The organism is Fibrobacterota bacterium (assembly GCA_019509785.1).
Classification (GTDB): Bacteria; Fibrobacterota; Fibrobacteria; order UBA11236; family UBA11236; genus Chersky-265.
Genome location: JAEKLQ010000032.1, coordinates 31206 through 55798, shown reverse-complemented (window position 1 = coordinate 55798; position 24593 = coordinate 31206). Strand labels below are relative to the sequence as shown.

At 61.9% G+C, this 24593-nt stretch carries 20 protein-coding genes and 1 pseudogene; 8 read left to right on the top strand and 13 right to left on the bottom strand.

What is annotated here, in order from left to right; all coding sequences use genetic code 11:
• Positions 1-137 precede the first annotated feature (137 nt).
• Together JF616_08165 and JF616_08160 are read right to left on the bottom strand one after the other, a co-directional pair.
• Entirely contained in the window at positions 138-860 is a 723-nt protein-coding gene (locus tag JF616_08165) for a hypothetical protein (protein MBW8887716.1), read from the bottom strand.
• A gap of 183 nt (positions 861-1043) precedes the next feature.
• Complete coding sequence (locus JF616_08160; protein ID MBW8887715.1) at positions 1044-2774, bottom strand: serine/threonine protein kinase; 1731 nt, start codon at positions 2772-2774, stop codon at positions 1044-1046.
• A 120-nt stretch (positions 2775-2894) separates the two neighbouring features.
• Here JF616_08160 and JF616_08155 point away from each other — a divergent pair, with 120 nt between their 5' ends.
• Positions 2895-3785: an MBL fold metallo-hydrolase gene (locus JF616_08155; protein MBW8887714.1), complete on the top strand. Its 891-nt coding sequence runs from the start codon at positions 2895-2897 to the stop codon at positions 3783-3785.
• A 62-nt stretch (positions 3786-3847) separates the two neighbouring features.
• The gene (locus JF616_08150; GenBank protein MBW8887713.1) at positions 3848-4210 is read left to right on the top strand and encodes a four helix bundle protein; all 363 of its coding nucleotides are present in this window, start codon (positions 3848-3850) and stop codon (positions 4208-4210) included.
• A gap of 22 nt (positions 4211-4232) precedes the next feature.
• Here the strand turns inward: JF616_08150 and JF616_08145 are convergent, their stop codons facing one another.
• The 3 genes and pseudogenes from JF616_08145 to JF616_08135 all read right to left on the bottom strand — a co-directional run bounded on the left by JF616_08145 (position 4233) and on the right by JF616_08135 (position 8867).
• On the bottom strand, positions 4233-5126 hold the full coding sequence (locus JF616_08145) for a glycosyltransferase family 9 protein (protein MBW8887712.1): 894 nt from the start codon (positions 5124-5126) through the stop codon (positions 4233-4235).
• Position 5127: 1 nt separating this feature from the next.
• Complete coding sequence (locus JF616_08140) at positions 5128-6222, bottom strand: ribose-phosphate pyrophosphokinase (protein MBW8887711.1); 1095 nt, start codon at positions 6220-6222, stop codon at positions 5128-5130.
• Between the two features lie 85 nt (positions 6223-6307).
• Positions 6308-8867: pseudogene (locus JF616_08135) on the bottom strand (glycogen/starch/alpha-glucan phosphorylase).
• 195 nt (positions 8868-9062) lie between these two features.
• Between JF616_08135 and JF616_08130 the strand changes: the two are divergent.
• From JF616_08130 to JF616_08120, 3 genes are all read left to right on the top strand, one after another.
• Complete coding sequence (locus JF616_08130) at positions 9063-9848, top strand: hypothetical protein (protein MBW8887710.1); 786 nt, start codon at positions 9063-9065, stop codon at positions 9846-9848.
• 102 nt (positions 9849-9950) lie between these two features.
• Positions 9951-10541 (top strand): peroxiredoxin, encoded by a 591-nt coding sequence (locus JF616_08125; GenBank protein ID MBW8887709.1) that lies wholly within the window; start codon positions 9951-9953, stop codon positions 10539-10541.
• Between the two features lie 91 nt (positions 10542-10632).
• The gene (locus tag JF616_08120) at positions 10633-12054 is read left to right on the top strand and encodes a hypothetical protein (protein MBW8887708.1); all 1422 of its coding nucleotides are present in this window, start codon (positions 10633-10635) and stop codon (positions 12052-12054) included.
• A gap of 77 nt (positions 12055-12131) precedes the next feature.
• On the opposite strand, the gene JF616_08115 is transcribed toward JF616_08120, so the two are convergent.
• The gene (locus tag JF616_08115; protein MBW8887707.1) at positions 12132-12641 is read right to left on the bottom strand and encodes a phage tail protein; all 510 of its coding nucleotides are present in this window, start codon (positions 12639-12641) and stop codon (positions 12132-12134) included.
• Positions 12642-13088: 447 nt separating this feature from the next.
• On the opposite strand from JF616_08115, the gene JF616_08110 reads away from it, so the two are divergent.
• Complete coding sequence (locus JF616_08110) at positions 13089-15797, top strand: choice-of-anchor D domain-containing protein (GenBank protein ID MBW8887706.1); 2709 nt, start codon at positions 13089-13091, stop codon at positions 15795-15797.
• Between the two features lie 333 nt (positions 15798-16130).
• Positions 16131-17477, top strand: coding sequence for a hypothetical protein (locus JF616_08105; GenBank protein MBW8887705.1), 1347 nt, complete (start codon positions 16131-16133; stop codon positions 17475-17477).
• Between the two features lie 27 nt (positions 17478-17504).
• On the opposite strand, the gene JF616_08100 is transcribed toward JF616_08105, so the two are convergent.
• From JF616_08100 to JF616_08075, 6 genes are all read right to left on the bottom strand, one after another.
• The gene (locus JF616_08100; protein ID MBW8887704.1) at positions 17505-18341 is read right to left on the bottom strand and encodes an ATP phosphoribosyltransferase; all 837 of its coding nucleotides are present in this window, start codon (positions 18339-18341) and stop codon (positions 17505-17507) included.
• Entirely contained in the window at positions 18338-18598 is a 261-nt protein-coding gene (hisE, locus tag JF616_08095) for a phosphoribosyl-ATP diphosphatase (protein ID MBW8887703.1), read from the bottom strand. The genes JF616_08100 and hisE overlap by 4 nt, the downstream gene beginning before the upstream one ends.
• Before the next feature lie 389 nt (positions 18599-18987).
• Complete coding sequence (locus tag JF616_08090; GenBank protein MBW8887702.1) at positions 18988-19863, bottom strand: acyl-CoA desaturase; 876 nt, start codon at positions 19861-19863, stop codon at positions 18988-18990.
• Positions 19856-21181 carry a cytochrome P450 gene (locus JF616_08085; GenBank protein MBW8887701.1) on the bottom strand — a complete coding sequence of 442 codons (1326 nt, stop codon included), beginning with the start codon at positions 21179-21181 and terminating at the stop codon, positions 19856-19858. The genes JF616_08090 and JF616_08085 overlap by 8 nt, the downstream gene beginning before the upstream one ends.
• A gap of 38 nt (positions 21182-21219) precedes the next feature.
• Positions 21220-21906 (bottom strand): hypothetical protein, encoded by a 687-nt coding sequence (locus JF616_08080; protein MBW8887700.1) that lies wholly within the window; start codon positions 21904-21906, stop codon positions 21220-21222.
• Between the two features lie 6 nt (positions 21907-21912).
• Positions 21913-22713: a hypothetical protein gene (locus JF616_08075; GenBank protein ID MBW8887699.1), complete on the bottom strand. Its 801-nt coding sequence runs from the start codon at positions 22711-22713 to the stop codon at positions 21913-21915.
• Between the two features lie 35 nt (positions 22714-22748).
• Here JF616_08075 and JF616_08070 point away from each other — a divergent pair, with 35 nt between their 5' ends.
• Positions 22749-23861 (top strand): sulfotransferase, encoded by a 1113-nt coding sequence (locus tag JF616_08070; GenBank protein MBW8887698.1) that lies wholly within the window; start codon positions 22749-22751, stop codon positions 23859-23861.
• On the opposite strand, the gene JF616_08065 is transcribed toward JF616_08070, so the two are convergent.
• Positions 23849-24592 carry a hypothetical protein gene (locus JF616_08065; protein MBW8887697.1) on the bottom strand — a complete coding sequence of 248 codons (744 nt, stop codon included), beginning with the start codon at positions 24590-24592 and terminating at the stop codon, positions 23849-23851. The two genes, JF616_08070 and JF616_08065, sit on opposite strands and share 13 nt — an antisense overlap.
• Position 24593 lies beyond the last annotated feature (1 nt).

The window sequence follows — 24593 nt, the reverse complement described above, 5'->3', positions numbered from 1 at the left end:
CCCGCGCCCCTCCCAGCCGCCCCGTCACCACCCCTCCCGATCGCGCCGTTAAGGCGCCCGTCACCGGCGCCCTTGATCGATGCCCAGTCACACCCATCCTCTTGAGGCGATGGCGGGAACGCGGTCGGTCTAATGCCTTAGAAAGCCAGGACGTAGCCCAGCGAGGCTGACACGTTGAGGAGGTCGGAGGATTGCAGGCCGTCGCCGAAGCGGGCGACGATTTTGGGTTCGAAGGTGATTCCGTTGAACTCATTCAGGATGAAGTGGACGGCGCAGGAACCGGACACGTCGTGCCAGAGATTGTTGTCTTCCTTGAAGGTTCCGCTATTGCCGTTGGTGGCGGGGTCCAGGAAGTCCTTGCGCCAGGTGACGTAATAGGCTTCGTAGCTGGCGGCCGGAATCAGGGCCAGCCTTTCGCTGCTGAAAATGCGTAACGCGAAAACGGGGCCGCCCCCCAGCCAGGTACGGGTAAAGCTATTGTACCGCTTCGCCGCCGGAGTACTGCTGGGCTTGTCGTGGGTATCCTCGTGGATGAAGTCCACGCGCATGGCGAAGCTGAAGGTCTTCAGGTTGTCCGGTTCGATGAATTCGAATTCGCCGTAGGGATGCACGGTGTAGGATTTCAAGTCGGGATCAAAGGTCAGGGTATCCTTCAAGGGGGCCGCGTAATCGAATCCCAGGGTCGTGCGCCCATCGATGGTGTACTCGAATCCGGCGAGGTATTGCGTGATACCGGAGTTCCAAGTGATGCCAGCGTGGGGAACAATGCCGGAAACCTCGGCCTCGAACAACTGCACCTGGGAAAATGCCGGGGAAGTCGCCATGACGATGGCCAAGGGAAGGATTCGCTTCAGCACCATTTTTTCCTTATGCTCCTGAGGTTGAAAGTCGCGTTCCCGAAACGAGGTGGCCGCAAGCCCCATGCACGGAGCCTAAAAACTTAATTCATCGGTAAGGAAAAATGGCCCCTCGGGGGCTAAAAGTAGCTCATTTCGGCGCATCCGACCGAGGAATCCCCGCGATCGGCGAGGGGGCATTCCGGCCTATCGATCCAGCTTGAATTTGAATTCGCGGCGGAAACCCGGACTGACCATGATGGTCGTATCGAAGGGGGGGCTTAGCCGATGGACGATCTCGATATGGCATTTGCCCACGGGCACTTCGAGATAAGCGTTCATGGGGGTCTCGCCTTGCGGTTTACCATTGATGGTCAACGCCGCGAAGGGCGGGGCCGACTTGATGAGGACGAATCCGGTCTGGGCGGCTTCCGGCTCGTGGACAGGCGCCGGGGCCGGAACCGGACGGGGCTCCGGATTATGCGTAGCCACGGTATGATGGAGTTCGATGTTTTCCCGCCCGGTATGGCGCGGCCTTACCGGTACCTTGCCGCCGTAATGGACCGGATTTGCCGGCTCCATCGTTCCGATGTGGGATTGGGGAGTCGGGATGGGGTTAACGGGCTGGGTATCCGAAGTGAATGCGGTCGGATTCCCTGTCGTGGAAGGCACGGGATTGGTCGTCTCGGGCACTTTTGTTGGCGTTACCGGAGTCGGGGTAACCCCCTTGGTTGTATGCTTAACCGAGGCCGTCTTAAGGCTCGTGTCGTCATGCGGCATTCGCGACCAGATGATGGCGCCCGCCAGGACCAAAACGCATAAGGAAAGCAGGACCCCGATCCAAACCAAGGGACTGCGCGACGAGGGTCCCATCGCCCCGGTAGTCGCTTGGGTCTGGAATTCCGCGGGATCGGCCATGGACCGGGAATACGTGTTGCTCCCGGTCGGGGTGGCGCCGCCTTTGATGAGCTGCGAAGGCGGAAAGCCCCCTACCGAAGATCCGCCCGACCGCGTGGGCCGTAGGGTCTGCTTGGTGAGGCCGCCTTCGACCAGGGTATGCCCGCCGCCGACCAACCCTAAGGACTGGATGAAAGTCTTCACGTAATCCACGATATCGACGATGCCCTGCGAGCCGAGATAGGCGCGCAACTGGTTGGCGAGCCAGCGGGCCCCGTCGCCGCGGGCTTCGGGGCGCTTCTGCAAAAGCACGTCCACGAGCTTAATCAGGAACGGATCGGCCTGCGGATTGCTTTCGACGATGGGCGGATGCGGCCGCTCGCAGATATTGCGCATGGTCACCGGGATGCTGGGGCCGGTGAAGGGGAGCTTGCCGGTGAGGATGTAGTAGAACACCCCGCCCAGGGAAAAAATATCGGTCTTGTTGGTGGGCCGAAGGCCTTCGATCTGCTCCGGCGACATGAAGTTCGGGGAACCCAGCACGGCGCCGGTTTGGGTGCGCGATCCTTCGTCAGCGATATGGGCGATGCCGAAGTCGGCGATCTTCAAGGTGCCTTCGGAGTTGAACATGAGGTTCTCGGGCTTGATGTCCCGATGGACCACGCCGTGCTTCTCGGCGGAAGTGAGGCCCTCGGCGGCTTGGCAGATGATGGCCGCCGCGACGGTATTGGGCATGGACCGCCCAAGCAAGGCCCCGCAGATGGCTTGCAGATTCTGGCCGTCGATGTATTCCATCACCAGGAATTGCTGATCGTCCTGGATCCCGAAATCGAACACTTCGACGATGTTGATGTGCCGCAAGGAGGCGATGGTCTTGGCTTCGACCGTGAAGCGTTCCATCAAGCCGGAGTTGGAAGACAGATGGGCCTGGATCACCTTGATCGCGACCAGGCGTTGCAGGAGGGGATCTTCGGCGAGATAGACCGTGGCCATGCCGCCTTGGCCCAACTGACTGAGGATCCTATAACGACCGTATTCCATGATTCTCGGCGCTGCCGCCCGGTCCGTCAGGCACCGGTGTGCGGCTGAGCACGACCTCCGACGGCGTGGATGATTATTTCATTCGCGGCGGCCGAAGCCATTGGTCCGGGAAGGTAGCAAATGTTTATCCCCATCCCTAGAATTGTCGTTCTATTCCTGGCCCCGTGCACGGGCATTTTCCTCGCCTGTTCGCCCTGGGCGGTCCCCGAAAAAGAGGCCCCCGGCCTGCGCGTTTTTTTCGTGGACGTTGGACAGGGGGATGCCTGCGCCCTGCGGACTCCCGAAGGCAAATGGTACTTGAATGACGTCGGGAACGATGAGCGGGCCTTGATCGCGTTTCTCAGACATGTCCGGGCGGACACCTTGCAAGCCATCGTCCTTTCCCATACGGACCTGGATCACTTCGGCGCCCTGCCCGCGGTGCTGCATGCCTTCCCCGTGAAAAAGGTGTTTTTGCCCGAAGGGACCCGATCGGATTCGGCCTGGTTGGAGGCGATGCGCGCATTGGACGTCTCCGGGGCGGATAAGGCAACCCTCTTCGAGGGCGATACCTTGCTTTGGGACGCGGTGCGGGTGCGGGCCCTATGGCCGGCTCCCCGCGCCACGTATTCGGGAAACGATCTTTCCACGGTACTGCGCGTGGAGAGCGCGGGGATGCGCATCCTCCTGACGGGGGATATCGAGGACCCTGTCGAACGAATCATCCTTTCGGATCACCCCGATCTCGCGGCGGATATCCTGAAAGTGGCGCACCACGGGAGCCGAACCTCCAGCGGGCTGGGCTTCATCGAAGCGGTGCATCCGCGCTGGGCGGTCATCTCCTGCGATAGCTCGGTTTACGGCCATCCCCATGCGGAAGCGTTGGCGGATTTGCGATGGGTGATGGAAGACGGCGCGTCGGGCGACGAAGCGTCGGGGGACGACGCGCGCATCTTGCGGACGGACCGGGAAGGGACGATCGCCTTCGAATTGGGCGAATGGGGAGTAAGGAGGATTGAACCTTGGGAGTGAAGAAGGGATTAGGGTAAAGGGTAAAGGGTAAAGGGTAAAGGGTTTAGGTAAGGGGGGATGTAATGCCGAAATTGAATTCCTACCGGGATTTGACTGCTTGGAGGAGAGGGGTTGATTTGGCTCGAGCTGCGTATCTCGTCGCACGAAGTCTCCCCATTGAAGAGCGCTTTGAGCTTTCCTCGCAAATCAGGAGAGCGGCGGTTTCAATACCCGCTAATATTGCGGAGGGTTACGCTCGGCAGTACCGGAAGGAGTATCTCCAATTCCTCGCAATCGCTTGTGGCTCTCTAGCTGAATTGCAAACATTGCTGATCTTGGCGGTAAAGCTGGATCTCGTATCCCGGGACCAAATCAAAACCGCTTACAAAGAGGCTGAAGAGGTCGGAAAGATCCTATTCAGCCTGAAAAAATCCCTGTACCCTTAACCCTGTACCCTTTACCCTCTCTTCACCCTTGCAAGGCCTTCTGGATCCGCGTCATCGCCTGGGCCTCGCTCGCGGCTTCCAGGTTATGGGCGTCCTTCCCGCGCACGCCCCATTGCACGTAGTTCTGCCCTTTGAACAAGGCCAAGGTCTTGGTCCCGAGCACGGCGGCCAGATGGCTCACGCCGCTGTCGTTCCCGACGAACAGGTTGGCGCCGGAAAGCAAGTGGGCCAGCTCTAGCGGATCTTCCGGCTCGATCACGGGAAAGCGCGACGCGAACAGGGGTTTCAGCTCGCGTTCGGCCGGGCCGAGAACGATGCGCGTATCGGGATATCGCCGGCTCTTGAGTTCATTCGCCAGGAAGGCGTAGAACTCGGGATCGTAATTCTTCTCCTTGCTGCCGGAACCCGGATGGATGATCGCGTACCCCTGCCGCGTGGTGGTGAGCGGGAAGTACAAATCCTCCTCGGGCACGGCGGGAAGAGAAAAGTAAGGCAGGCATTGGAGATGATGATCCATCGCATGTTCCTGGCCCGAAGCCGGGAAAGGCGGATGGATATGGAAAGGGCCGGAGCATCTCTGATGCAAGAGGGTCCGGAGCTTGGGCTCTTCCTCCATCCAGAGCAGGGCCGAGGTGATTCCGTCCAGGGCCCGCGGCAGCATATCGCCGGAGTAGAATGACAGGAACTCCTGGGCTTCGCAATCGTAGACGTCGTCCACCAGGCCCATGTCCGCCGCGAGCTTCAGATACGGGAGCTTGCCCAGCCCTACGAAGCGGTGGTCGGAAAATTTCCAGCGCAGGGTGACCAGAGCCGGCCAGGTCATGATGAAATCGCCCAAGGCGCCGCGGTGGGAAAAGACGAAGATCTTCTCCTTGCCTTCGGCCGGGCCCGGTTTGGGGATCGCGGAGGTGGACATCTCAGTAGCGGTTGGGCGGGCGCCAGCGCGGGTTTTTCGAGGACATGTCGACCGAGTAGAAATCCTTTTCGAACTTGCCCGTATCCCGGCTCATGTATTGCAGCAGGAAGCGCGCTATCCATTTCTCGATTTTGAGCACGACCAGCTTCTTACGCAGGCGCCCTTGCGAATCGCGGTTGAGGATGGCGGGAATGGTGTTGAGGGTCAGGATCTCGTCGATATGCGGCGAGTTCAGGTTTTCCCGGGCCTCGGCGCTGGAGATGAAGTGGGTCACGCCGAAGCAAACCCGGTTCGGCTTGCCCTGGCGGAGCAGGCGGCAACATTCGACGATGGTGGAACCGGTGCGCACCATGTCGTCGAGAACGATCACGTCCTTGCCTTCGATCTGCTCCAAGGTGAGGTCCGATTCCTTGCTCACGTTCATGGTCACCTTGCGCTCGCCGTCCCGGCTTTTTTCCATGATGATGCGCGAGGTCTTAGGCAAGCCGAGGGTATCGTAGACGGCCCGCATGAACGGTTCGGCGCCGTGGTCGGGCGCGCACAGGACCAGGTTATCCCCGTCCTTGCCCGTAACCACCAAATCGCTGTAGCGGATGTAATCGGCGTAAAGCTCGGCGGGCAGCAGGTTATGGAATTCGCCGTTGAACAGGTAGGAGAAAAGTTTCTGCACCTTGGCGGAATGGTTGTGGACCGTCACCACCACGTCCACGCCGGCGATCTTGAGCAGCTCGGCGTACAGGCGCGCGGTGAAGGGCTGGCCGTCGAACTTTTTCAAATCCTCGACGGTTCGGCTCTGTTCGTCCGGGCCCCGATGAGGCCCGCGATCCTGGGCGCTGAAGTAAAGATCCGGTTCGACGAGGATCACACGCCGGGCGCCATTGTCCTTGGCCGCGCGTGCCAGGATCAGGTTGCGGACGGCCAGGGAGCCGCGGGTATGGTTGGTGGCCGCCGAGCAGATGATGATGGTCTTGCCCAGCAATTGCCCGCCGATGCGGCTTAGATCCCGTTCATCGCTGATGAAGCGGGGGCAGAATTCGGTATTGGCGTAGACCTTGAGCGAGATGATGTCCGAGATTTCCTCGGGTTGGCCGCACATGTGGCCGATATCGATGGCGAAAGGGTCGTCGGAGACGTTACTGATGATGATGAAATCTTTCACGCTGCCCCGAGGCCCTCCGGTTTCATTCCGATTTTACGGACGCGCCAGGGCGCGCCGTTTCTCCGCCATTAACCTCGTCCGCGCGCCACTCGCCGATCTCGACGGGCACCGGGGCCGCATGCCAGATATCCCGGTTGTATTCCAGGATGGTGCGATCCGAGGAGAACTTGCCCATCCGCGCCACGTTCAGGATGGCCATGCGCGTCCACTTCCCGTAATCGCGGTAGAGTTCCGAAACCTTCTGCTGGCAAGCCACGTACTCGCCGAAGTCCGCCATCAGCATGTACTCATCCTTGAAGATGAGGTTATCGATGAGGGGATTGAAGAGGGCGGGCTCCTCCGGGCAGAAGTAGCCGGTGCGGAACAGTTCCATCACGGCCATCAGACTCGAGGGGATTGTAACCGGCCGCCTTGCGGGCCATCACCTGCTCGGCGGTGAGGCCGAACAGGAAGAAGTTCTCGGCCCCTACTTCCTCGCGGATCTCGATATTGGCCCCGTCCAAGGTGCCGATGGTGAGGGCGCCATTGATGCTGAACTTCATGTTGCCCGTGCCGCTGGCTTCCTTGCCCGCGGTGGAAATCTGCTCGGAAAGATCGCTGGCCGGGAAGATCTTCTCGGCCAAGGAGACGCGGTAGTCCTCCAGGAACAGCACGTTGAGGAGGCCGCGGGTATCCGGATCCGCGTTCACCACGTCCCCGACGGAGTTGATCAATTTGATGATGAGCTTGGCGATGAAGTAGCCCGGAGCGGCCTTGCCCCCGAAGATGAAGGTGCGCGGCACCATGTCCCGGGCCCGGCCCGCCTTGACTTCGTTGTACAAGTGGATGATATGCAGCACCATCAGCAGCTGGCGCTTGTACTCGTGGATGCGCTTTACCTGCACGTCGAAAAGCGTGTCGGGGCTGATGACGACGTCCTTGACGTTGCCCACGTGATCCGCCAGGCGCTTCTTGTTCTCCAGCTTCACCGCTTGCCATCTCTTCACGAAGGCGTCGTCCTGGGCGAAAGGCTCCAGTTTGCGGATCAGGGAGAAATCCTTCACCCAACCGTCGCCGATGGCCTCGGAGATGAGCGCGGCCAGGCCCTTATTGGCCTTCTTCAGCCAACGCCGCGGGGTGATGCCGTTGGTCTTGTTGTTGAACTTGGTCGGCGAGAGATCGTAGAAGTCCTTCACGACCAGCCGTTCCAGCAGATCGGTATGCAACTGCGCCACGCCGTTCACCGAATGCGAGCCCACGATGGCCAGGTAAGCCATGCGCACGGAGCGGTTCTCGCCCTCCTCGATGAGGGACATGCGCTTGAGGCGCTCCACGTCCCCGGGATACTTCCAGGAGACTTGCTTCAGGAAGCGGTAATTGATCTCGAAGATGATCTGCAAATGGCGTGGCAGCAATCGGCCCATCAAGTCGACCGACCACTTCTCCAGGGCCTCGGGCAAGAGCGTATGGTTGGTGTAGGCGAAAACCTCGGTGGTGGTTTCCCAAGCCTGTTCCCAGGAATAGCCTTCCAAGTCCACCAGGATGCGCATCAGCTCGGGGATGGCGATGGTGGGATGGGTATCGTTCAATTGCAGGCTGACCTTCTCGGCCAGGCGGCTGCAATCCTTATGGTATTTCTTATGGCGGCGGATGATGTCGCTCAGGGTAGAGGCGCAGAGGAAGTACTGCTGCTTGAGGCGCAGCTCCTTCCCGTTCATGGACGTGTCGTTGGGGTAGAGCACCTTGGAGATGCTCTCGGCCAAGGCGATATCCTTGCTGGCCTCCAGGTAGTCGCCGCTGTTGAAGTAATGCAGGCCGAACTCGTCCGCCGACTTCGCCGACCACAGCCGCAAGGTGTTGACGGTGTTGTTGCCGTAGCCGGGGATGGGCGTATCGTAAGGGCAGGCCAACACGTCTTCCGTGTCCACCCATTCGAAGACGACGTTGCCGTGGGGATTCTTGCGCGTGACCACGCGGCCCTTGAATTGGATGGTGACCGTATATTCGGGCCGGGCGATTTCCCAGGGATTGGTCAGGCGCAGCCAATTGTCCGGGTTCTCGTGCTGGAAGCCGTTCTTGATGGTCTGGTGGAACATCCCGTAATCGTAACGGATGCCGTACCCGTAAGCCGGAAGCTGCAAGGTCGCCATGGAATCGAGGAAGCAAGCGGCCAGGCGGCCGAGGCCCCCGTTCCCGAGTCCCGCTTCCAATTCCATATTGCGGATCTCTTCCATGTCCAAGCTGAGATCATAGATGGCCTTCTCGACCACCTCTTCCATGCCCAGATTGAGGATAGCGTTGCCGAGGGCGCGGCCCATCAGGAATTCCATCGACAGGTAATAGATGCTCTTCACGTCCTGGCGATAGTAGGTATGCTGGGTCTGGATCCAACGCTCGATCAGCTTGTCGCGGACGGCGTAGGCCACCGCCAGGTAGCGATCATAGGCCGTGGCCGAATACTTGTCTTTGCCGAGGGAAAGTTGCAAGTGGCGGAAGAAGGCCGCCTGGAAAACTTCCTTGGCCCTCTGCAACGTATCCGCGTCGGGGGCTTCGGCTTTTCCGTTGTTGGTTTCGGCGGGGGTTTTCGCTTTCGTCTTCAGCATGGGATTCCCGTGGTTGGCAAATTTAGAACAATTGTCAGCATCCCGGTGGATCTTAGCATAGGCACCGTACGCAATCAGCGCAATAATTGTCAGGCTCTGGCATTCGCTTGCCGTTCCGGTCGGCAATCCGACGCCATTTTAAACTAAACTGTCATGGGTTAGGGCACCAGCAAAGCGTGTTCCGGAAAGCAGGCGATGCCGGAAGATACCGGTAGTCCAGATGATTTCGATGCGCGGGCGGAACTGCTCCGGCAAGGCCTCGCGCCTTTGGCCTGGAAGGACTCCCTGGCCGCCATCAAAGCCAAGCTTTCCCCCGCGGACATGGAGCGATTCACCCGCGCCCATAAGAACTTCGTCGCCTACCGCAGCGAATCCACCCTCACGCGTTTCTACGGAACCGTCTTCGCCTTGGGAGTGTATCGCGAGGTGAACGGCTACCGTTTCGCCCGCCTAGCGGCCGTGTTATCGGACGCGCTCGCGGAAATCCCCGCAGGCGCTTCCATCTTGGACGTCGGGGCCGGCGGAGGCTTCGTGGCCGCCGCCCTGCTTCGCCATCGCGCGCCCCGGAACTATGTCGTTTACGATCCCGTCCCCGCCGTCCGCGATGAGCTGGCCGCCCAGGGTTTGTCCCTCCTCCCCCATCCCCCGCCCTCAAGTCCCGACTCCCGATTCGACGTGATCCTCTGCGTAGACAGCTTGGGGGAAATCAACTCGGACGATGACGGAACGCTTTTACGCCCGGAGGGCGCGACGCCGGAAGAATTACCCGGCCTTTTGGAACAGCGATACGGCTTCGCCTACAAGCTGGCGGCTTGGAAGCCCTACCTCGCGCCGGAAGGACGCATTCTGCTTTGGGAACCTTTCGCCTATCCCGAAGCCTTGGTCGCCGTCGCGCGGCAACTCGAGCTCTCCGGATGGAAAGCCCAGGTCCGGTCCAGGGCACCGGGACGTAACCATCTGGAAATACGAACGGGTCCCTAACGCGATGGGGCCCCATAGCCCTGTGGCCGCGAGAAACTTTCATTCCCGGGCCCGATTTTTATATTAACCCAGTTCAAAAACCAATCTTCCAGGAGACTCGCAATGGCCGTCCTCGTCAATAAGCAAGCCCCCGATTTCAAAGCCGCCGCCGCCGTAGGGCCGAACGAGAGCAAAGAAATCAATCTGTCCGATTACAAAGGCAAGAAGTACGTGGTCCTCTTCTTCTATCCCCTGGACTTCACCTTCGTCTGCCCCACCGAAATCCACGCCTTCCAGGACGCGTTGGGCGAATTCGAATCCCGCAACGTCCAGGTCATCGGCGTTTCCGTGGATTCGGTGAACAGCCATCAGGCCTGGCTGCGCACGCCCAAGAACGATGGCGGCATCCAAGGCGTGACCTATCCCATAGTCGCCGACATCACCAAGTCCATCTCGCGCGATTACGACGTGCTGGACGAAGCGGCCGGCATCACCTACCGCGCAACCTTCATCATCAACAAGGATGGCAAGGTCATGGCCCAGAACATCAGCCATCGCCCCATCGGCCGTTCGGTGGAAGAGGCGTTGCGCCTCGTCGACGCCGTGCAGTACAACGAACAGCATGGCGAAGTCTGCCCCGCGGGTTGGACCAAGGGCAAGAAGGCCATGAAGGGCAGCAACGAAGGCGTCCGCGCCTACTTCCAAGGCAAGTAAACGGGCAGGCCGCCCGGCCGTCCCCTCCGACTCGTGAAGCCCGTCCGGTTCCTCCGGGCGGGCTTTTCTTTTCCCGGACATGGCGGCTTAGATGCAATGTCCCCCGGTGTTCATCCCTTTACGCCGCCGGGCCTTCGCGGGCGTCGGCCTCTGCCTTCTCGCCGCGCCGCTGGCGCTCTCCCGCCCCGTCCAGGCGCAATCCGCGCTGACCGCCTGCTTGACCGCTTCACCCGCCGCGGTCGACTTCGGCCCTGTCCCGGCCGGCGGGACGGCCGGGCGCACGGTCTCCCTGCGCAACACCTGCCGGTTTCCCGTCACGATAACGTATTTGGCCGCCTCGCCGCGGGCGTTCTCGGTCGCCGACGCCGCGTCCCTCCGGATATCCGCCCTCGGCGCCCGCAACGTGCAGGTTCGCTTTGCCCCGGGGGATACGGCGAAGGTATCGGGGGAGTTACGGGTCGGCACGTCCAACCCGTCGCGCACCTTGCGCATCGCCTTGCGGGGAACGGGCGTGGCGGCCGCGGTCCGCTCGGGTAACCTGGAGGTTTCCCCATCCCGCATCGACGAAACCCTTCCGGCAGGGCATTTGGCGGGCAGAATCGTCAGCTTGACCAATCATGGGCAGTCCCCCATGGAGATTTTCGCGGCGACTTGGGTCGAAGCTCCGGGAACCGGAGGCGATTCCGCCGCGAAAGGCCTGTCCATCTACTACTTCACGACCGCGAACGGGGATGACGGCACCAACTCCTTCACGGATTACCTGGGAGCGCTTCCGAAGGTGTCCAAACTTACCATCCGGTCGGGCGAGCAAAGGACGCCTTCCCTGCAGGAGCTGCTCGACTACGATATGGTGGTCGTCTCCAGCGGCGGCAACTGGGCCGATCCGGATTCCGCCGGCAACGTGCTGGCCGACTATGTCGACCGGGGCCGTCCCGTCATCCTCATGCACATGGCCTTGAACAATCTTTCCGGCTACCATCTTTCCCTCGGCGGCCGGATCGTCGGACCGGATTATGCGCCCGTCCCCCAGTCTCCCAGCGACCCATACACGGATATATCCACCCGGTACTTCATCGATAACCCCCTCACCCAAAGCGTGGATTGGTTCGAAAGCCATTCCATCCAAGCGGTGAAAACCGTGCAGGGAAAGGGCGAAGCCTTGGGTTACCTGGAGGACGGGAATATCGCGGCGGCCTACAACTGCGCTAAGCCCGTGTACTATATCAACCTGTTTCCCTACGAACCGGACTTTTCCGGATACAACGGCCTGTTCCAATTGATCCTCAACATCATCGATCAAACGCAGGGAACCCATAACTGGCTCAGGAATCCCGTCTCGAACCATTCACTCGTCCTCACCCTGGCGCCCGGCGAGACCCGCGGAATGATTCTGCCCGTTGGGCATACCTACCCATTGGCGCCGGGAAAGAACTATGGCACGGTGGAAATATTCACCAACGATGGCAGTACGCCGATCTACATTCCCGCCACGCTGCAAGTGACTTCGCCTTAGACCGCATGTGAGGGAGTCCCGTCGCGGAATCCCGCGGCGGGCTTCCTGGAGCCGCCGCGAAACCGGCCTGACGGCGGCTACTGGCTTTCCAAGCTCAGGCCTTGGTGCACGATCTCCACCACCTCTTCGGCCGCATTGGGTACGCCGGCTTCCAATTTCGGCACTTCCCAGCGGCTGGGCCAACCTTTGCGGAAAACCCAATGCGCAACGAGCTTGCCGCCCGCATCGAAAACGAATATGTGGCCATCCCGTTTTTGCGCGTCGCCATCGATCACCGATTGCCGCCAACGCCATAGCCCGCTCAAGGTCGGATCATAAGGACGGCGCAGGATAAGGCGGGACCCTTGCGAGGGGCCGGGTATCCAAGCAGGCGCCCCGTATTCCTCTCCGGAAACCACCTCCGATTCGGAGGCAAGGCCCTCAACGCTTTGGAATACCCCTTGGGTCACGCCTTCGATCTCGACCTTAAGCGTGAACGGCCCGAAAGCCGTCTGAACGGATGGCTGGGATCGATGGGCAGGGGATGCCGCCATGGCCATCCCGAAACCGAGAGCCGGGATCAACGCCAGGAAACCTCTCCGGCGCATACACCCTCCTTTTGCGGAAACGCTGGCTAAACGATAACCAATTCCCCGAAGAAGCGATAACCAATTCCATTGCTGGTTGGCCCAAACTTGCGGATCTGTGAGCTAAGCCACATTAAAAGGCCGGAATTCGAAGCCGGATGGCCCGGAGTCCTCGCAGGAAGGACGGAAAACGGATCGCGAATGGGGAGTCCGGGATTCCCCCGCCATGGTAACACGCAAGATACCCCGGGGCCATTCTTGCTTGGACGCGCGGCGGGCCTGGGGTGTCGCATTCCGCAAGCGCCCGCTCTAGACAGGCGAAGAGCGCGGGAAAACCGGGCCGTAGCGCGCGCGACCATAAAAAATTTTATTCCCCTAGCGCGGCCGGACCGAAAAAAATTCCCGCTGCAAGGGAGATTCGCGTTCCAGCCCCGACAGGAGATCCGTCCGCCCACCAAAGGAGTTCCTATGTTCGCCTCACCTCGCCCTTCCGCGCGCTTGCGCCGGGCCTTCGCCCTCATTCCCTTGTTCGCGACCTTGGTTTCGGCGCATCCGCAAGAGCGCCGCCGTCCGGAAGAGCATCGACATTACCTCCCTCCGCCCTCCTGCCTGGAGGCCGGGCCCCTCGATTTCGGGCCCGTGCAGGTCGGAACCCGGAAGACCGACTCCTTGCGGGTTGCCAACCGCTGCGCGCATGCCATCAGCATTTGGAAGATCGCTGGCAGATCCCAGGCTTTTGCATCGGGCTTTTCGGGATCGTTGCGGTTGCCGCCTATGGGCAAAGGAACGATTCCCATCTCCTTCTCCCCTTCGGATACGGGAACCGCGAATGCGTTTTTCACCGTCTCCGCTAAGCCTCCGCTTTCCCAGATCCGCGTCCCCGTGACCGGGATCGGTACGGCGCCGCCTTCCCCGACAGCATCCGTCACCGTCGCCCCCGCCTCGGTCCATCTCGCCCTCAATCCCGCGCAAACGGATACCTTCCGGCTTTCGATCACCAATCATGGAACGTCGCCCCGGGCGGAAATCCTCGTCGATGCCATCGGAGCCGCAACGCCGCGACCGGAACGGGGATGGCGGGTGCTTTACCTCAATACCACCATGCCCTCCTTTTGGGACGATCAATTGATCCCCCAACTGAGGCCCCTGGCGAACGTGGATACCATCGCTGCCTGGTTTGGCGGCGATTCCTTGCCCTCTCTCGCCCGCATGCTGGAATACGACATCGTGCTGGCGGCTTCCGTCGGGCCATGGAAAGACTCGGTGGCCGTAGGGGACCTGTTGGCCGACTACCTAGAGGCGGGAGGCAAGGTTCTGCTTACGGCCAGTACCCTCACCGACGGCGAGCATCCACTTTACGGACGCATCCAGGATTATGAACCGGTCGGACCGGGGACGATCACCCGTCGGGACACCAGCGCCAGCCTGATCCCGCATCCCATCACCGCAGGCCTAGGCTGGTTCGCAGCCGGCGCCATCCGGGACGTCGGCACCACCCGCGGCCAAGGCATCGGAATCCCTTTGGGTTACTATTCCCGAGGAGCCCTGGTAGGCGCATACCATCCGGACAAGCCCCTGGTCTTCCTCAACGTCGGGAATAACGAGCTTTACGGCGATATCGCCCGCCTGTTCGGGAATACCTTCGATTATCTGGGCGGAATGCTGGCCTGGATGACCCCGCGGCCGCCGTTCGATCCCGTGATTTTCGTGGTGCCCGATGGCGAAACGCGGGAGTTGAAGATCGCCGTAAACACCTATCGGCTAACCGCAGGGGCGCACGCGGGAGCGATCCGGTTGCTGAACTCCTCCGATACGAACGCCGTTCCGATCGACGTTCCGGTCTCGCTCACGGTATCCTCAGTCCGCAGGCTGGCCGTGGATCCGACGAGCGTGGACTTCGGGCCCACCTGGCAGGGAAGCCGGGCCAACCGGGCGGTACGACTGGTGAACATCGGGAGCGCCGCCACCCACGTTACGGGATTCACGACGGACGGTCCCTTTTCCCTTTCCGCGGCCTTGCCCCTGGAGATTCCCGCCTTCTCCTATGCACTCGTGAATGCGTCCTTCGCGCCTACGGACATCGGGGCCGATAGCGCGGAGCTACTGGTCCAAAGCGATGCGGAGGATCCCTCGGCCCCGGCCATCGACTTGCGGGGACTGGGCATCGTGCCACCCATCCTATCCGTTTCACCGCGCGGATTCGACGTGACCCTGGCCGAAGGCGATAGCGTCTATCAACCTTTGAGCATCCGGAATCCCGGCGGCGACAGCCTCAAGTTGAGCCTACGGGCGGTGGTGGATTCCGCGGCGGGAATCCATCCCACCGGGCCGGCAAAGCTCAATGTCTTGTATCTCCAAACCACGGGCCAGACCTTCGAGAGCCAGAGCGACTTTTTCCTCTGGGGCTTGCTGAACGATCCCAACGTCGATAGCATCGTCAGCTATTCCGGTTACGATAGCACGCCTTCGCTCGCCTACATGCGGAAGTTCGACGCCGTCATCGCAGTGGCGGACGGGCCATGGGCCGATTCGGAGGCCGTGGGAAACCGCCTCGCCGACTACGTGGATGCGGGAGGCAAGGTGATCCTGATGGGTGCGGCGCTTTTCCCTGAGGCCGGCTTTAATCAGCATTCTTCCGCGCTGGGCGGACGCATCACCTCGCCGGACTACGCGCCAGTAGCAGCGGCCGGGCCGGTCGTCTGGAATTTCGGGGCGGAATTCGCGGATGATCCCATAACGGAGGGCCTCACCGTAAATCTCTTCAGCCAATGGGCGATGAATGTGACCTCGACCCAGGGAGGGGGGATTCCCTTGGGACGGTATTCCACTGGGGCCCTGATCGGCGCCTATAACCCGCGGAAACCTGTGGTCTTCATCAACATCCTCCCCCACGACGGGGACCATGCCCAGTCCGAAACCGTGCGCTTTCTCGGGAACTCGCTTCGGCACCTGTCCGAATTCTACAACTGGATGAGGCCGGCCCAACGGACCCTGGCGTTGGGGCCGGGCGAGGAGATCACCGTGCCGATCCGCTTCGGCGCCGCGTACGGCCTTCCGGCGGGGACCTATGCGGGGCGGTTGGATCTGTACCATAACGATCCGGCGACGGGGAGTCCTTTTGCGGTTCCGGCGACCCTGCGCTTGCAGCCCGGCTCGCAGACCGCCGCTACGCCCTGATCTTCCGCATAGCGGATCCCGTTCCGAAGTATGCCCGTCCGGTCCCTCCGGGCGGGCCTTTCCGTTCCATGGCCTTCGCAGGCGGGGAACCCGGACAGGTAACTTGAGTGTTACCTATGCGATCCCCCCTTTTAGACGCGCATCCTCCCGGATTTGCAGCATCCCGCTAAACACCCGGAATTCAGTGGCGGCGGAACGGAAGCTTCCGGGATTTGCAGGCCCGCGCGGATAGTGCCATGCCTCGGGGAAGGATTTTTTCCTTGATGCGCGGCCCGCCGTGCTGTTTTCCGCTGCACGGTTCCGCGCCTCATCCTGATCGGAAAGGAATCCTCCATGCACAAAACGTTTCCCAGCCGCATCCGCGCCGGCTTTGTCGCCGGTCTGCTCGCGATCCCTTTTACGGCTTCGGCCCAAAACCACGACTGCTTGGAAGTCGTTTCCCAGTCCGTGGACTTCGGCGGCGTTTGGATAGGCAATGAAGGTCTCGGATACCTGCAAGTCCGGAACGCGTGCGAACGCGCGATCACGATCACCAAAATCACCGTCTCGAAACCGGTCTTCCGGACCTCCAGCCCGGTTCCCGTGAACCTAACGGGGCAAACCTCGGCCTGGCTGGAATTCCGTCTGCGCCCTAAGTCCCCGGGGTCCGTCGCCGGCTCGGCCTGCCTTTACTCCAACTCCGGATCGAAGCCCGCTTGTGTGTCCTTGAACGGCACCGGCGTGGTCCCTCCCACCATGAGCGTTTCCCCAACGAGCTTGCGGCTGACCCAGGCCGCGGGAACGCAAGGGACCGCTTCGCTTCAGATCGCGAACTCCGGCGGGGATCGTCTCGAAGCGATCGTCGATTTCACCGGTCCGGTTCTGCCACGCCCGGCCGCGGGCTGGAAAGTGGCCTTCGTGCAGACGCCGACCCCGGAGGGATACGGCCAATTCATCGATGCGGTCCGTACCTTCTCCAACGTGGACACCTTGGACGTGTTCGATGGAAGCGCCGGTGTTCCGACCCTGGCCTATCTGAACCGGTTCGACGTAGTGATGGTCGAGGCCGGCGGGGCTTGGGCCGATCCCGTGGCTACCGGGGATTCCCTCGCCGCGTACCTTCTGAGCGGAGGCAGGATGGTGTACTTCTCGCAAGCGCTCAGCGATAACCCTGCGCGCCTGGGCGGCCTCATCCAGAATTTCACCACGATCCAGCAATATCAAACGGCGTTCGCCGGACAGAGCGGAACTCTCGCGGATCATCCCATCAATGCCGGGGTGAGTTCCTTCTGGGCCGCCTCCGCGATGGCGACCTATAGGGTACAGGACAACTCTTCCGTGTCCCTCGGCAACTACGCGAACGGGTACATAACCGGAGCCGTCAACATCCAGTATCCCTTGGCGCTTCTGAATTTCCATCCCGGCGATCAGAACTGGAGCGGCGACGTTCCCCGGCTGGTCGCCAACGCCCTGGATTACCTGGGAACGCAAACGTCGTGGATGACGACCAACGGAACCTACCCGTACCCGGGCACCGATATCTTTACCGTGGGCGCGGGCGCGACGCGGGCCTTGAACATGAACATCTGGACCTATCGGATGGCTCCCGGTACCTACCAGGGAGAGATCAGGCTCTTGCACGATGATCCCGCGCAGGCCAGCCCCTACGTCGTGCCGGTCACCTTGACCGTAACGCCTTGAAGGGGCTCTCGCGGGCGCCCACCGCGGTTAGATGCGAACGCTGTCGATGGCGGTGAGGATGATCCCCTTGCAGCCCAGCTTGGATAGGCTGTCCATGATCCGCTGGCTTTCCTTCTTCCGGATCATGGATTTCACAGCGAACCAACCGGTTTCCTGTAAGGACATCACGGTGGGGGATTCGATGCCGGGGGTGATGGCGCAGGCCGCCTTGAGCAAGGCATCCGGCGCATCGTATTCGACCATCATGTACTCCAGGGCCAGGAGCTTGCCTTCGATGCGGCTCCGGAGGATGGTTACTTCTTCCTGGACTTCGCGGCCGGGATGGGCGAAGAGCGCCGCGCGGGATTGGAACAAGGGCTCGCCGATGATACGGAGCCCGGCCTGCTTCAAGGTAGTGCCGGTCTCCACGATATCCACGATGGCGTCGGCGATGCCGAGCTTGATGGAAATCTCGACCGCGCCTTCCAGTTCGATCAGAGGGCACCCCGGAAGCTGGGCGGAAACGATGCGCGGGAAGGAAGTGGCGATGCGCATGCCTTTCAGATCGGCCAGGGACTTCGCGGGATGGTTCTCGGGAACGGCGGCGCATAGCTTGGAGGCGCCGAAGTTGAGATCGATGAGGCAGTTGGGCGCGACGCCCTTTTCCGCCACGAAGTCCTTGCCGGTGACGCCGGCATCGAGCATGCCGTTGGCGACATAGAGAGGGATGTCCCCAGGGCGCAGGAAATAGAATTCGACATGGTTATCCGAGTCCAGGGTGGACAGGGAGCGCAAGGACTTGCTGACACGATAGCCGCAGGCCGCGAGGATGTCCATGGTGGGCTCGAAAAGCTGGCCCTTGTTCGGCAAAGCGACCTTGATCATAGCTTGGCGTATACCTCTTCCAGGGTCAAGCCCTGTTCCGCCATCATGCAGGCGACGTAATAAAGCACTTGGGACAATTCGAGGGAGGCGGCCTCCCGGCCTTCGAAGCGGGCGGCCATCCAGGCTTCGGCCGCCTCTTCCACCAGCTTCTTTCCGATGGCATGGGCGCCTTTTTCGAAGAGCGCGGTGGTGCTTTTGCCGGCGGGCATATCGCGCTTGCGCTCTTTGGCTAGCTGTACCATTTCCTCGAATGTCATGGTCGGGAAGGATAGCAATTTGGGGGTGGGTCTGGCCGGGGCGGGGCTCCGGGCCGGCTCAGACAAAGCGGGTCGTGGAATTGGTCTGATGGGCCATTCCGCGTCTGGACGTCCGCATATCCTTCTTCGGGGCTTAGAGCGCGCATGCGGACTGCCCATAGACTTGGTTATCCACGACGCGGAATGGCCCGCCCGCTTTAATTCGCCGGCCCGGAGCCCCGCCCCGGCCCGCTCCGCCACCTTTGCCAATCCTTCCCCAACCTTGGCGGCGAAAGACTTGAGCGGTGTCAACGGCGGACGCGCGGACTGTCCGCCGGGCGCGTTGGGTCGATGGGGATTTGGGTGGGTCGCAGTGAGAGGCGCCTATCGTGAGGAAGCGGCGCCGAGGTTTAGGTTCCGGCCGGCGAGGGAAGCGGGATCGATTGCGGTCGGGGGCGGAGGATGGCCAGGCTGCCGGTAACGGGATCGTAATAGCGGACGTTCCAGGCCAGTCCTAAGGCGGCCAGGGATCGGATGGCCAACCATCCGGCGTCCGGTTCCCAGGGGCGGCAGGCGAAGCGGGCGCTGCGGGGATGGGCATGGTGGTTGTTGTGGAGCGCTTCGCCGCCGGTGAAGGCGGCCCAGAGGCGGAGGTTCCGGCTGTCGTCCGGCAGGTCGAAATCGCGTCGGCCGAAGACGTGCCCGACCGAGTTGATGCTCAGGATGCTATGCAAGGTAACCGCCAAGCGGAAGGTCCCGAGCCAGAGGAAGCCGGCCCAACCCCACCCCCACCCGATGGCGGCGAGCGAGCCGTAGAACAGGAAGGGATAGGCCCGTTCGAAAAAGCGGCAGTCCGGATCGGCCAGTAGATCGGCCGGAGGCTCCTGAAGCGCCGGTTCATTCCCGCGGCGGCCTGCCTGGAACAGCCAGGCCAGATGCGCGAACCAGAAACCGCGGCGGGGCGTATGCGGATCCAGATCCGTATCGCTGTGGGCATGGTGGAAACGGTGCACGCGCACCCAGCGGATGGGACCCAATTGGCCCGCCAGTCCGGCCAGGAACAGCAAGACCCATTTGATAGGACGCGGGCACTCGAAGCTGCGGTGGTTAAGTAAGCGATGGTAACCGACGGAGACGCCCAGTATGCCGGTGGCCTGCCATAGGAGCAATGCGGCCAGGAAGAACCCGGCTTCGAAATGGAAGAATGCGGCGAAGGCGCCGGCGTGCAGGGCCGCCAGAAGGGCAGCCGCGAAGCCAAGGAAGAGAAGGCCGGGCGGCTTAAGCATGCTTGATCCCGGCGAAGACCTTGCCTTGCAAACGCGGAGGCTTCCCCGGAACTTCGGACCAGGGGATGTTGCGGAAGGGCACGGGTCGGACCGGAGTATGGGCCACCAAGCCATGGCATTTCACATGAGTGCCTGTCTCGATGCGGGGAAAGCCCCGCCTCAGCCAAGCGGCCAGGATCAGCAGCACTTCGTTCAAAGCGAATTGCTCCCCGGGGCATCGGCGCGGCCCGCCCCCGAAGGACAGGAAGCCCTCCGGGCGGGGGCCCGGTCCCAGGAACCGCTCGGGCCTGAAGGCCAAGGGATCCTCGAATACGTCCGGAAGGCGATGTGTCAAGGCCGGTCCGTACGCGAGCCGGGCGCCCTTCGGGATTTCCACGCCGCCCAAGGCGAGCTCCTGCACCGCGATGCGGGGGAAAAGCAGAACCGGCGGCAACAGGCGCATGCTCTCCAGCACCGCGGCGCGTAGGTACGGCAGGGCCTGGAGATGCGCATATTCGATTTCGCCTTCGCCGATCACGGCGCGGATTTCCTCCCTCGATGCGCGGGCCGCTTCGGGATGGAGGTTCAGCAGGATCAAAGTCCAGACCAGGGTATTGGCCGTAGTTTCATAGCTGGCTTGGAAATAGCCCGCGGCGCGGCTGACCAACTCCGCCTCGGTGACCTGCCGGTCCCAATCGGGCCCGAATACCACCTGGACCAAGGCCCCTTGGGCTTCCGGGCGGTTGCAAAAGAGCGCGATCAAGCGCTTTTCCAGGCTTTCGCCGTGCCTTAGGAAACGGCCAAAGGAAGTGCCCGGCGCATCGAAGCGGAGCAGCAAGGTCCAAGGCGAGAAGGCCGCGTTCATCCAAGCGCGGAAGTCATCGGCTAAGGCGCGGGACTCCTCGCCCGGATACGCGCCGAACAAGGTGAGCAAGGCGGTGTTCATCGCCAGGGCATGGCAGATCCCGTTGAGATCCTGGACCGTTCCCGATGCCTCAAGGCGTTCCACGAAAGCGGCGATGCCGGAACGTGAAAGCGCGAAGTAATGTTTAAGGCGACTATGATCGAAGGCCGGAGCGAGCTGCCTCCGCAATTCCCGATGCTTAGCGCCGTTCTGCATGGCCAGTAGGCCCGAGATGAGGCGCGAAGAGGCCGAGTCCGTGGGGAAACGGACGGGGGCGGTGTCCCGTTCCCAGCGGGCGAACGTATCCGGACGGGATAGGAGCTCGTCCACGTCGGCGGGATCGAAAACCAGGATCATGCCTCCGGTGGCCTTGGCCAGGCGGACCAGGCGGCCGCGACGCCGTAAGCCTGCGCCCCGCCCCAGGGGATCGAGCATGAAGCCTAAGGAGGACGCGAATCCTGTGGATGCCGGCGTCAAACCGACCGGCCCTTCTTTTGCAGGTAAAGGTAGAGCGCGCCGGCGGGAGCGGCGGTGAGGAGAAAGCCTGCGGCGTACAACGCGGCTATGGCAAAGGCCGATGGTGACCCGGGAGTTACCGTATCTCGAAGGTTACCCGGTAGTCCCGGGGCGGCCGGGCCCAGGAAGGCCCAAACCAAATGGACCGCCAACATGTAGCAGAAGCCCAGGGTGAAATAGCACGCGGGAGCGTAATAGGTCACGATGGTGGCCGGGTCGCGGCCCGCCCGGGCGGGGGGATTATCGATGCGGATACGGCCCGCCTTGACCCCGGCGATATCGATGAACCATCCCGTGAAGCCGACGATGCACCCCGTGAGCAGGCAAGACACGATCACGGTGGCCCAGGGGGAGGCGAAGCGCACATGGTGGGCGGCGTAAGCGTCCAGGGACAGGCCCGAGGCATAGATGAAGCCTTGGTGGATCTGGATGCCTTTATAGGAAAACCTGGAGTTGATCTCCCAGAGGCGCAGCCACAGGATGGCCAATCCGGGTATGAGATAGCCGAAGACCAGCGGGATGCCGAGCACGATGGCGGCCAAGGGAACACTGGCCCCGCCGTGCCGGTACCACAGCCAGGCCATGACCGGGAAACCGGCCAGGGACCAGACGACCCGGTTCAGGTATACGAGGAATTCGGCCAACGGACATCAGCCCCGACGATAAACCGTGATGCCGTCAATGAAGGCCTTGATCTCCTTGAGGCGGGCCCGGGCGGCGCTCATGGAGGTGGCGGCGCCCTTGCCGGGCTCGAATACCAGGCGGGTGAAATCCGCCAACTGCTTGGGGGTAACGGCCCACTTCACTTCCGGATCGCCGTAGGCGCCCTGCGTCACCAGCCACTGGCCGTCCACGTTGACGATGGTCACCACGGCTTCTTTCTTGGATCCCATGAATTCATAATTCCCCTCGTTCTTCAGGGTCATCTGGATGAAGTTGGGCAGCGCCAGATGCTTGGCGATCTTCGGATCGTACAGGGCGGGCACTTGGAAGAGGGACCTCAGGGAAGATCCGAAGACGGCCCGGTGGATGCGGTACGCCTCTTCATCGGATACGGTATTGTCGGCGAAGATCTGGAGGAGGTTGGACAGGTTCTTGCGGTAAATAGGCAAGACCAGATCGGGCTTGGCGGCCGGATCCGTTCCCAGGGAATATTCCGCCTTGGCGTGACCGGCGCCGGCGGAATCCGCGTTTATCTTTACCGTGAAGGTGAGACTGTCGAAATCGATGATCTCGAGGACCGCGCACTTGAACATCTTCTGGAAGCGATCCACGGCCGCCTGGTTGGAGACCAGCGCTTTCATCAGCGAGTCCGCCTGCCGTTCATCCGGCGTGAGACCGGACGTTTTGCCCACGGGCAACACCTGGGCGACTTTTACATAATGGTAGTCCTTGCAGCCGGTGAAAGCCGCGAGGCAAAGAAGGACGGCTGGAAGCAGGAGTTTCTTCATGGATATTCCCTTACGGATCAAGTTGGAAGGCGCTGGTGGATAGCAGAAAGATAAGTCTCGCGAATAATTACTTGTACGGGATAGGTTTCCGCGCGTGGTTGCGGCTGCTCAAGGAGAACCGATGGAAGGTGGAGCCGCGTTACTGGCACCGCGCCGCGGCGGTAACCTCGGCCGCCCTCGTTAACAGCTTGGTCTCCCGCGTGGAGCGCGGGTTGTACGCTGCTAAGGTGGCATCGACTCCGGCCCCGAAGCCGCCCCTTTTCGTCTTGGGCCATTGGCGCGCGGGCACGACCCATCTGCAATACCTCTTGGCATCGGACCGGGACCGCTTCGCCTGCCCCAACACGCTCCAAGTCATGAGCCCGGAAACCTTCCTCCTCACGGAAGGATGGTTGGCTCCCATCCTGAGGTTCTTCATCCCCAAGACCCGTCCGATGGACGGCATGGCCCTTTCCGCCGGCTCCCCCGCGGAGGACGAGTTCGCCATGGCCCTGATGACCGGCCGCTCCCCCTACTGCGGGGTGAGCTTCCCCGCGAACCGGAGGTATTATGCGCGTTACCTCACCTTCAAGGAGGCCGAGGCCGGCGCCGCGAAGGAATGGCAGGACGCCTTCGGCCGCTTCGCCCGCAAGCTGGCTTGGCGCCATGGGGCCAGGACCCTGGCGTTCAAGTCCCCGGCCCATACGGCCCGCATCCCGCTTCTGCTGGAGCTCTTTCCCGATGCCCGTTTCGTGCATATCGTGCGGGACCCCTACGCCGTGTTCAAGAGCTCGCGGCATACCATCGCGACCCTGTTCCCCTACATGTACCTCCAGAGCCCGGATCCCGCCGAAGTGGACGAGGACATCCTGCAACGGTACGAGACCGTGAACGACGCCTATCTGGCGGACCGGAACCTGATCCCGCCGGGGCGGCTGCATGAGATGCGCTACGAGGATCTGGCGGCCGATCCCTTGCGCGAGCTGGAGCGGATGTACGGGGCCTTGGGGTACGGGCCCTTCGGCGCGGCCGGCCCGTTCCTGGAGGGCTACCTGGCTACCGTAAAATCCTACCGGACGAATGATCTGCATCCTTTGGAATCCCGGGTCAAAGCCTTGGTAGCCGGGCGGTGGGAACGATTCTTTTCCGCATTCCGTTATCCTTCCTGAAGCGCGGCCGGCTGGTTCCGGCGCATGGAAGGCAGACGCCGCCTCAGGTACGGCGTGAGATTATGCGGGGCGTATTCCGCCAAGCAGGCCAATTCGTCGCCCCGGGCCCATCCCGGGTTGGCCTCGGCGAAGAAACGGATATGGGGATTGGCCATGATGCGCGCTTCCGGGATGACGCTCAGCGGCGGGCGCAGGTATTGGGAATGCCCGTTGAAATCCAAGATGCCCCGCTCGGGCCGATAGGCTGCCGGGAACTTCGTCTGCGCCAGGTGATCGAGCAAGCGGCGGTGCCAGGGCGGAACGGGGACGTCATGGCGAGGGTGGAAGTCCAGGAAATAGATGGGCAGGATGCGATAGGTACGGAAGCCCTTGGAGATGAGGAACCAGAACAGCCTGCGATCCGGCCTCCCCCGGTGGAGGCGATCCAATAGGGCCGCGAAGCTGGTTTGCAGCTCCGGCGATCCCCAGTGGGCGGGATCGATGATGGTATCGCCGGAAAAGACCACGGAAAGTAGTTCTCCCTCGAAGCGCGTCTCCATCAGAAGCTGGGTGGAGAATCCGGCCAACTCATCCCCGTCCTTGAGGAGGATCACCCAGGTCTTCTCCGCCAGGTCCTCCCGGAATCCTTCCCAACTGGCGTTGGCGTAGTGCCGGTCCAGGAGCAGGAACATGCGCCGGATTTCCTCGGTCTGGAGTTGTTCCACCGGGACGGTTTCGCCGCGGAGAGCCATG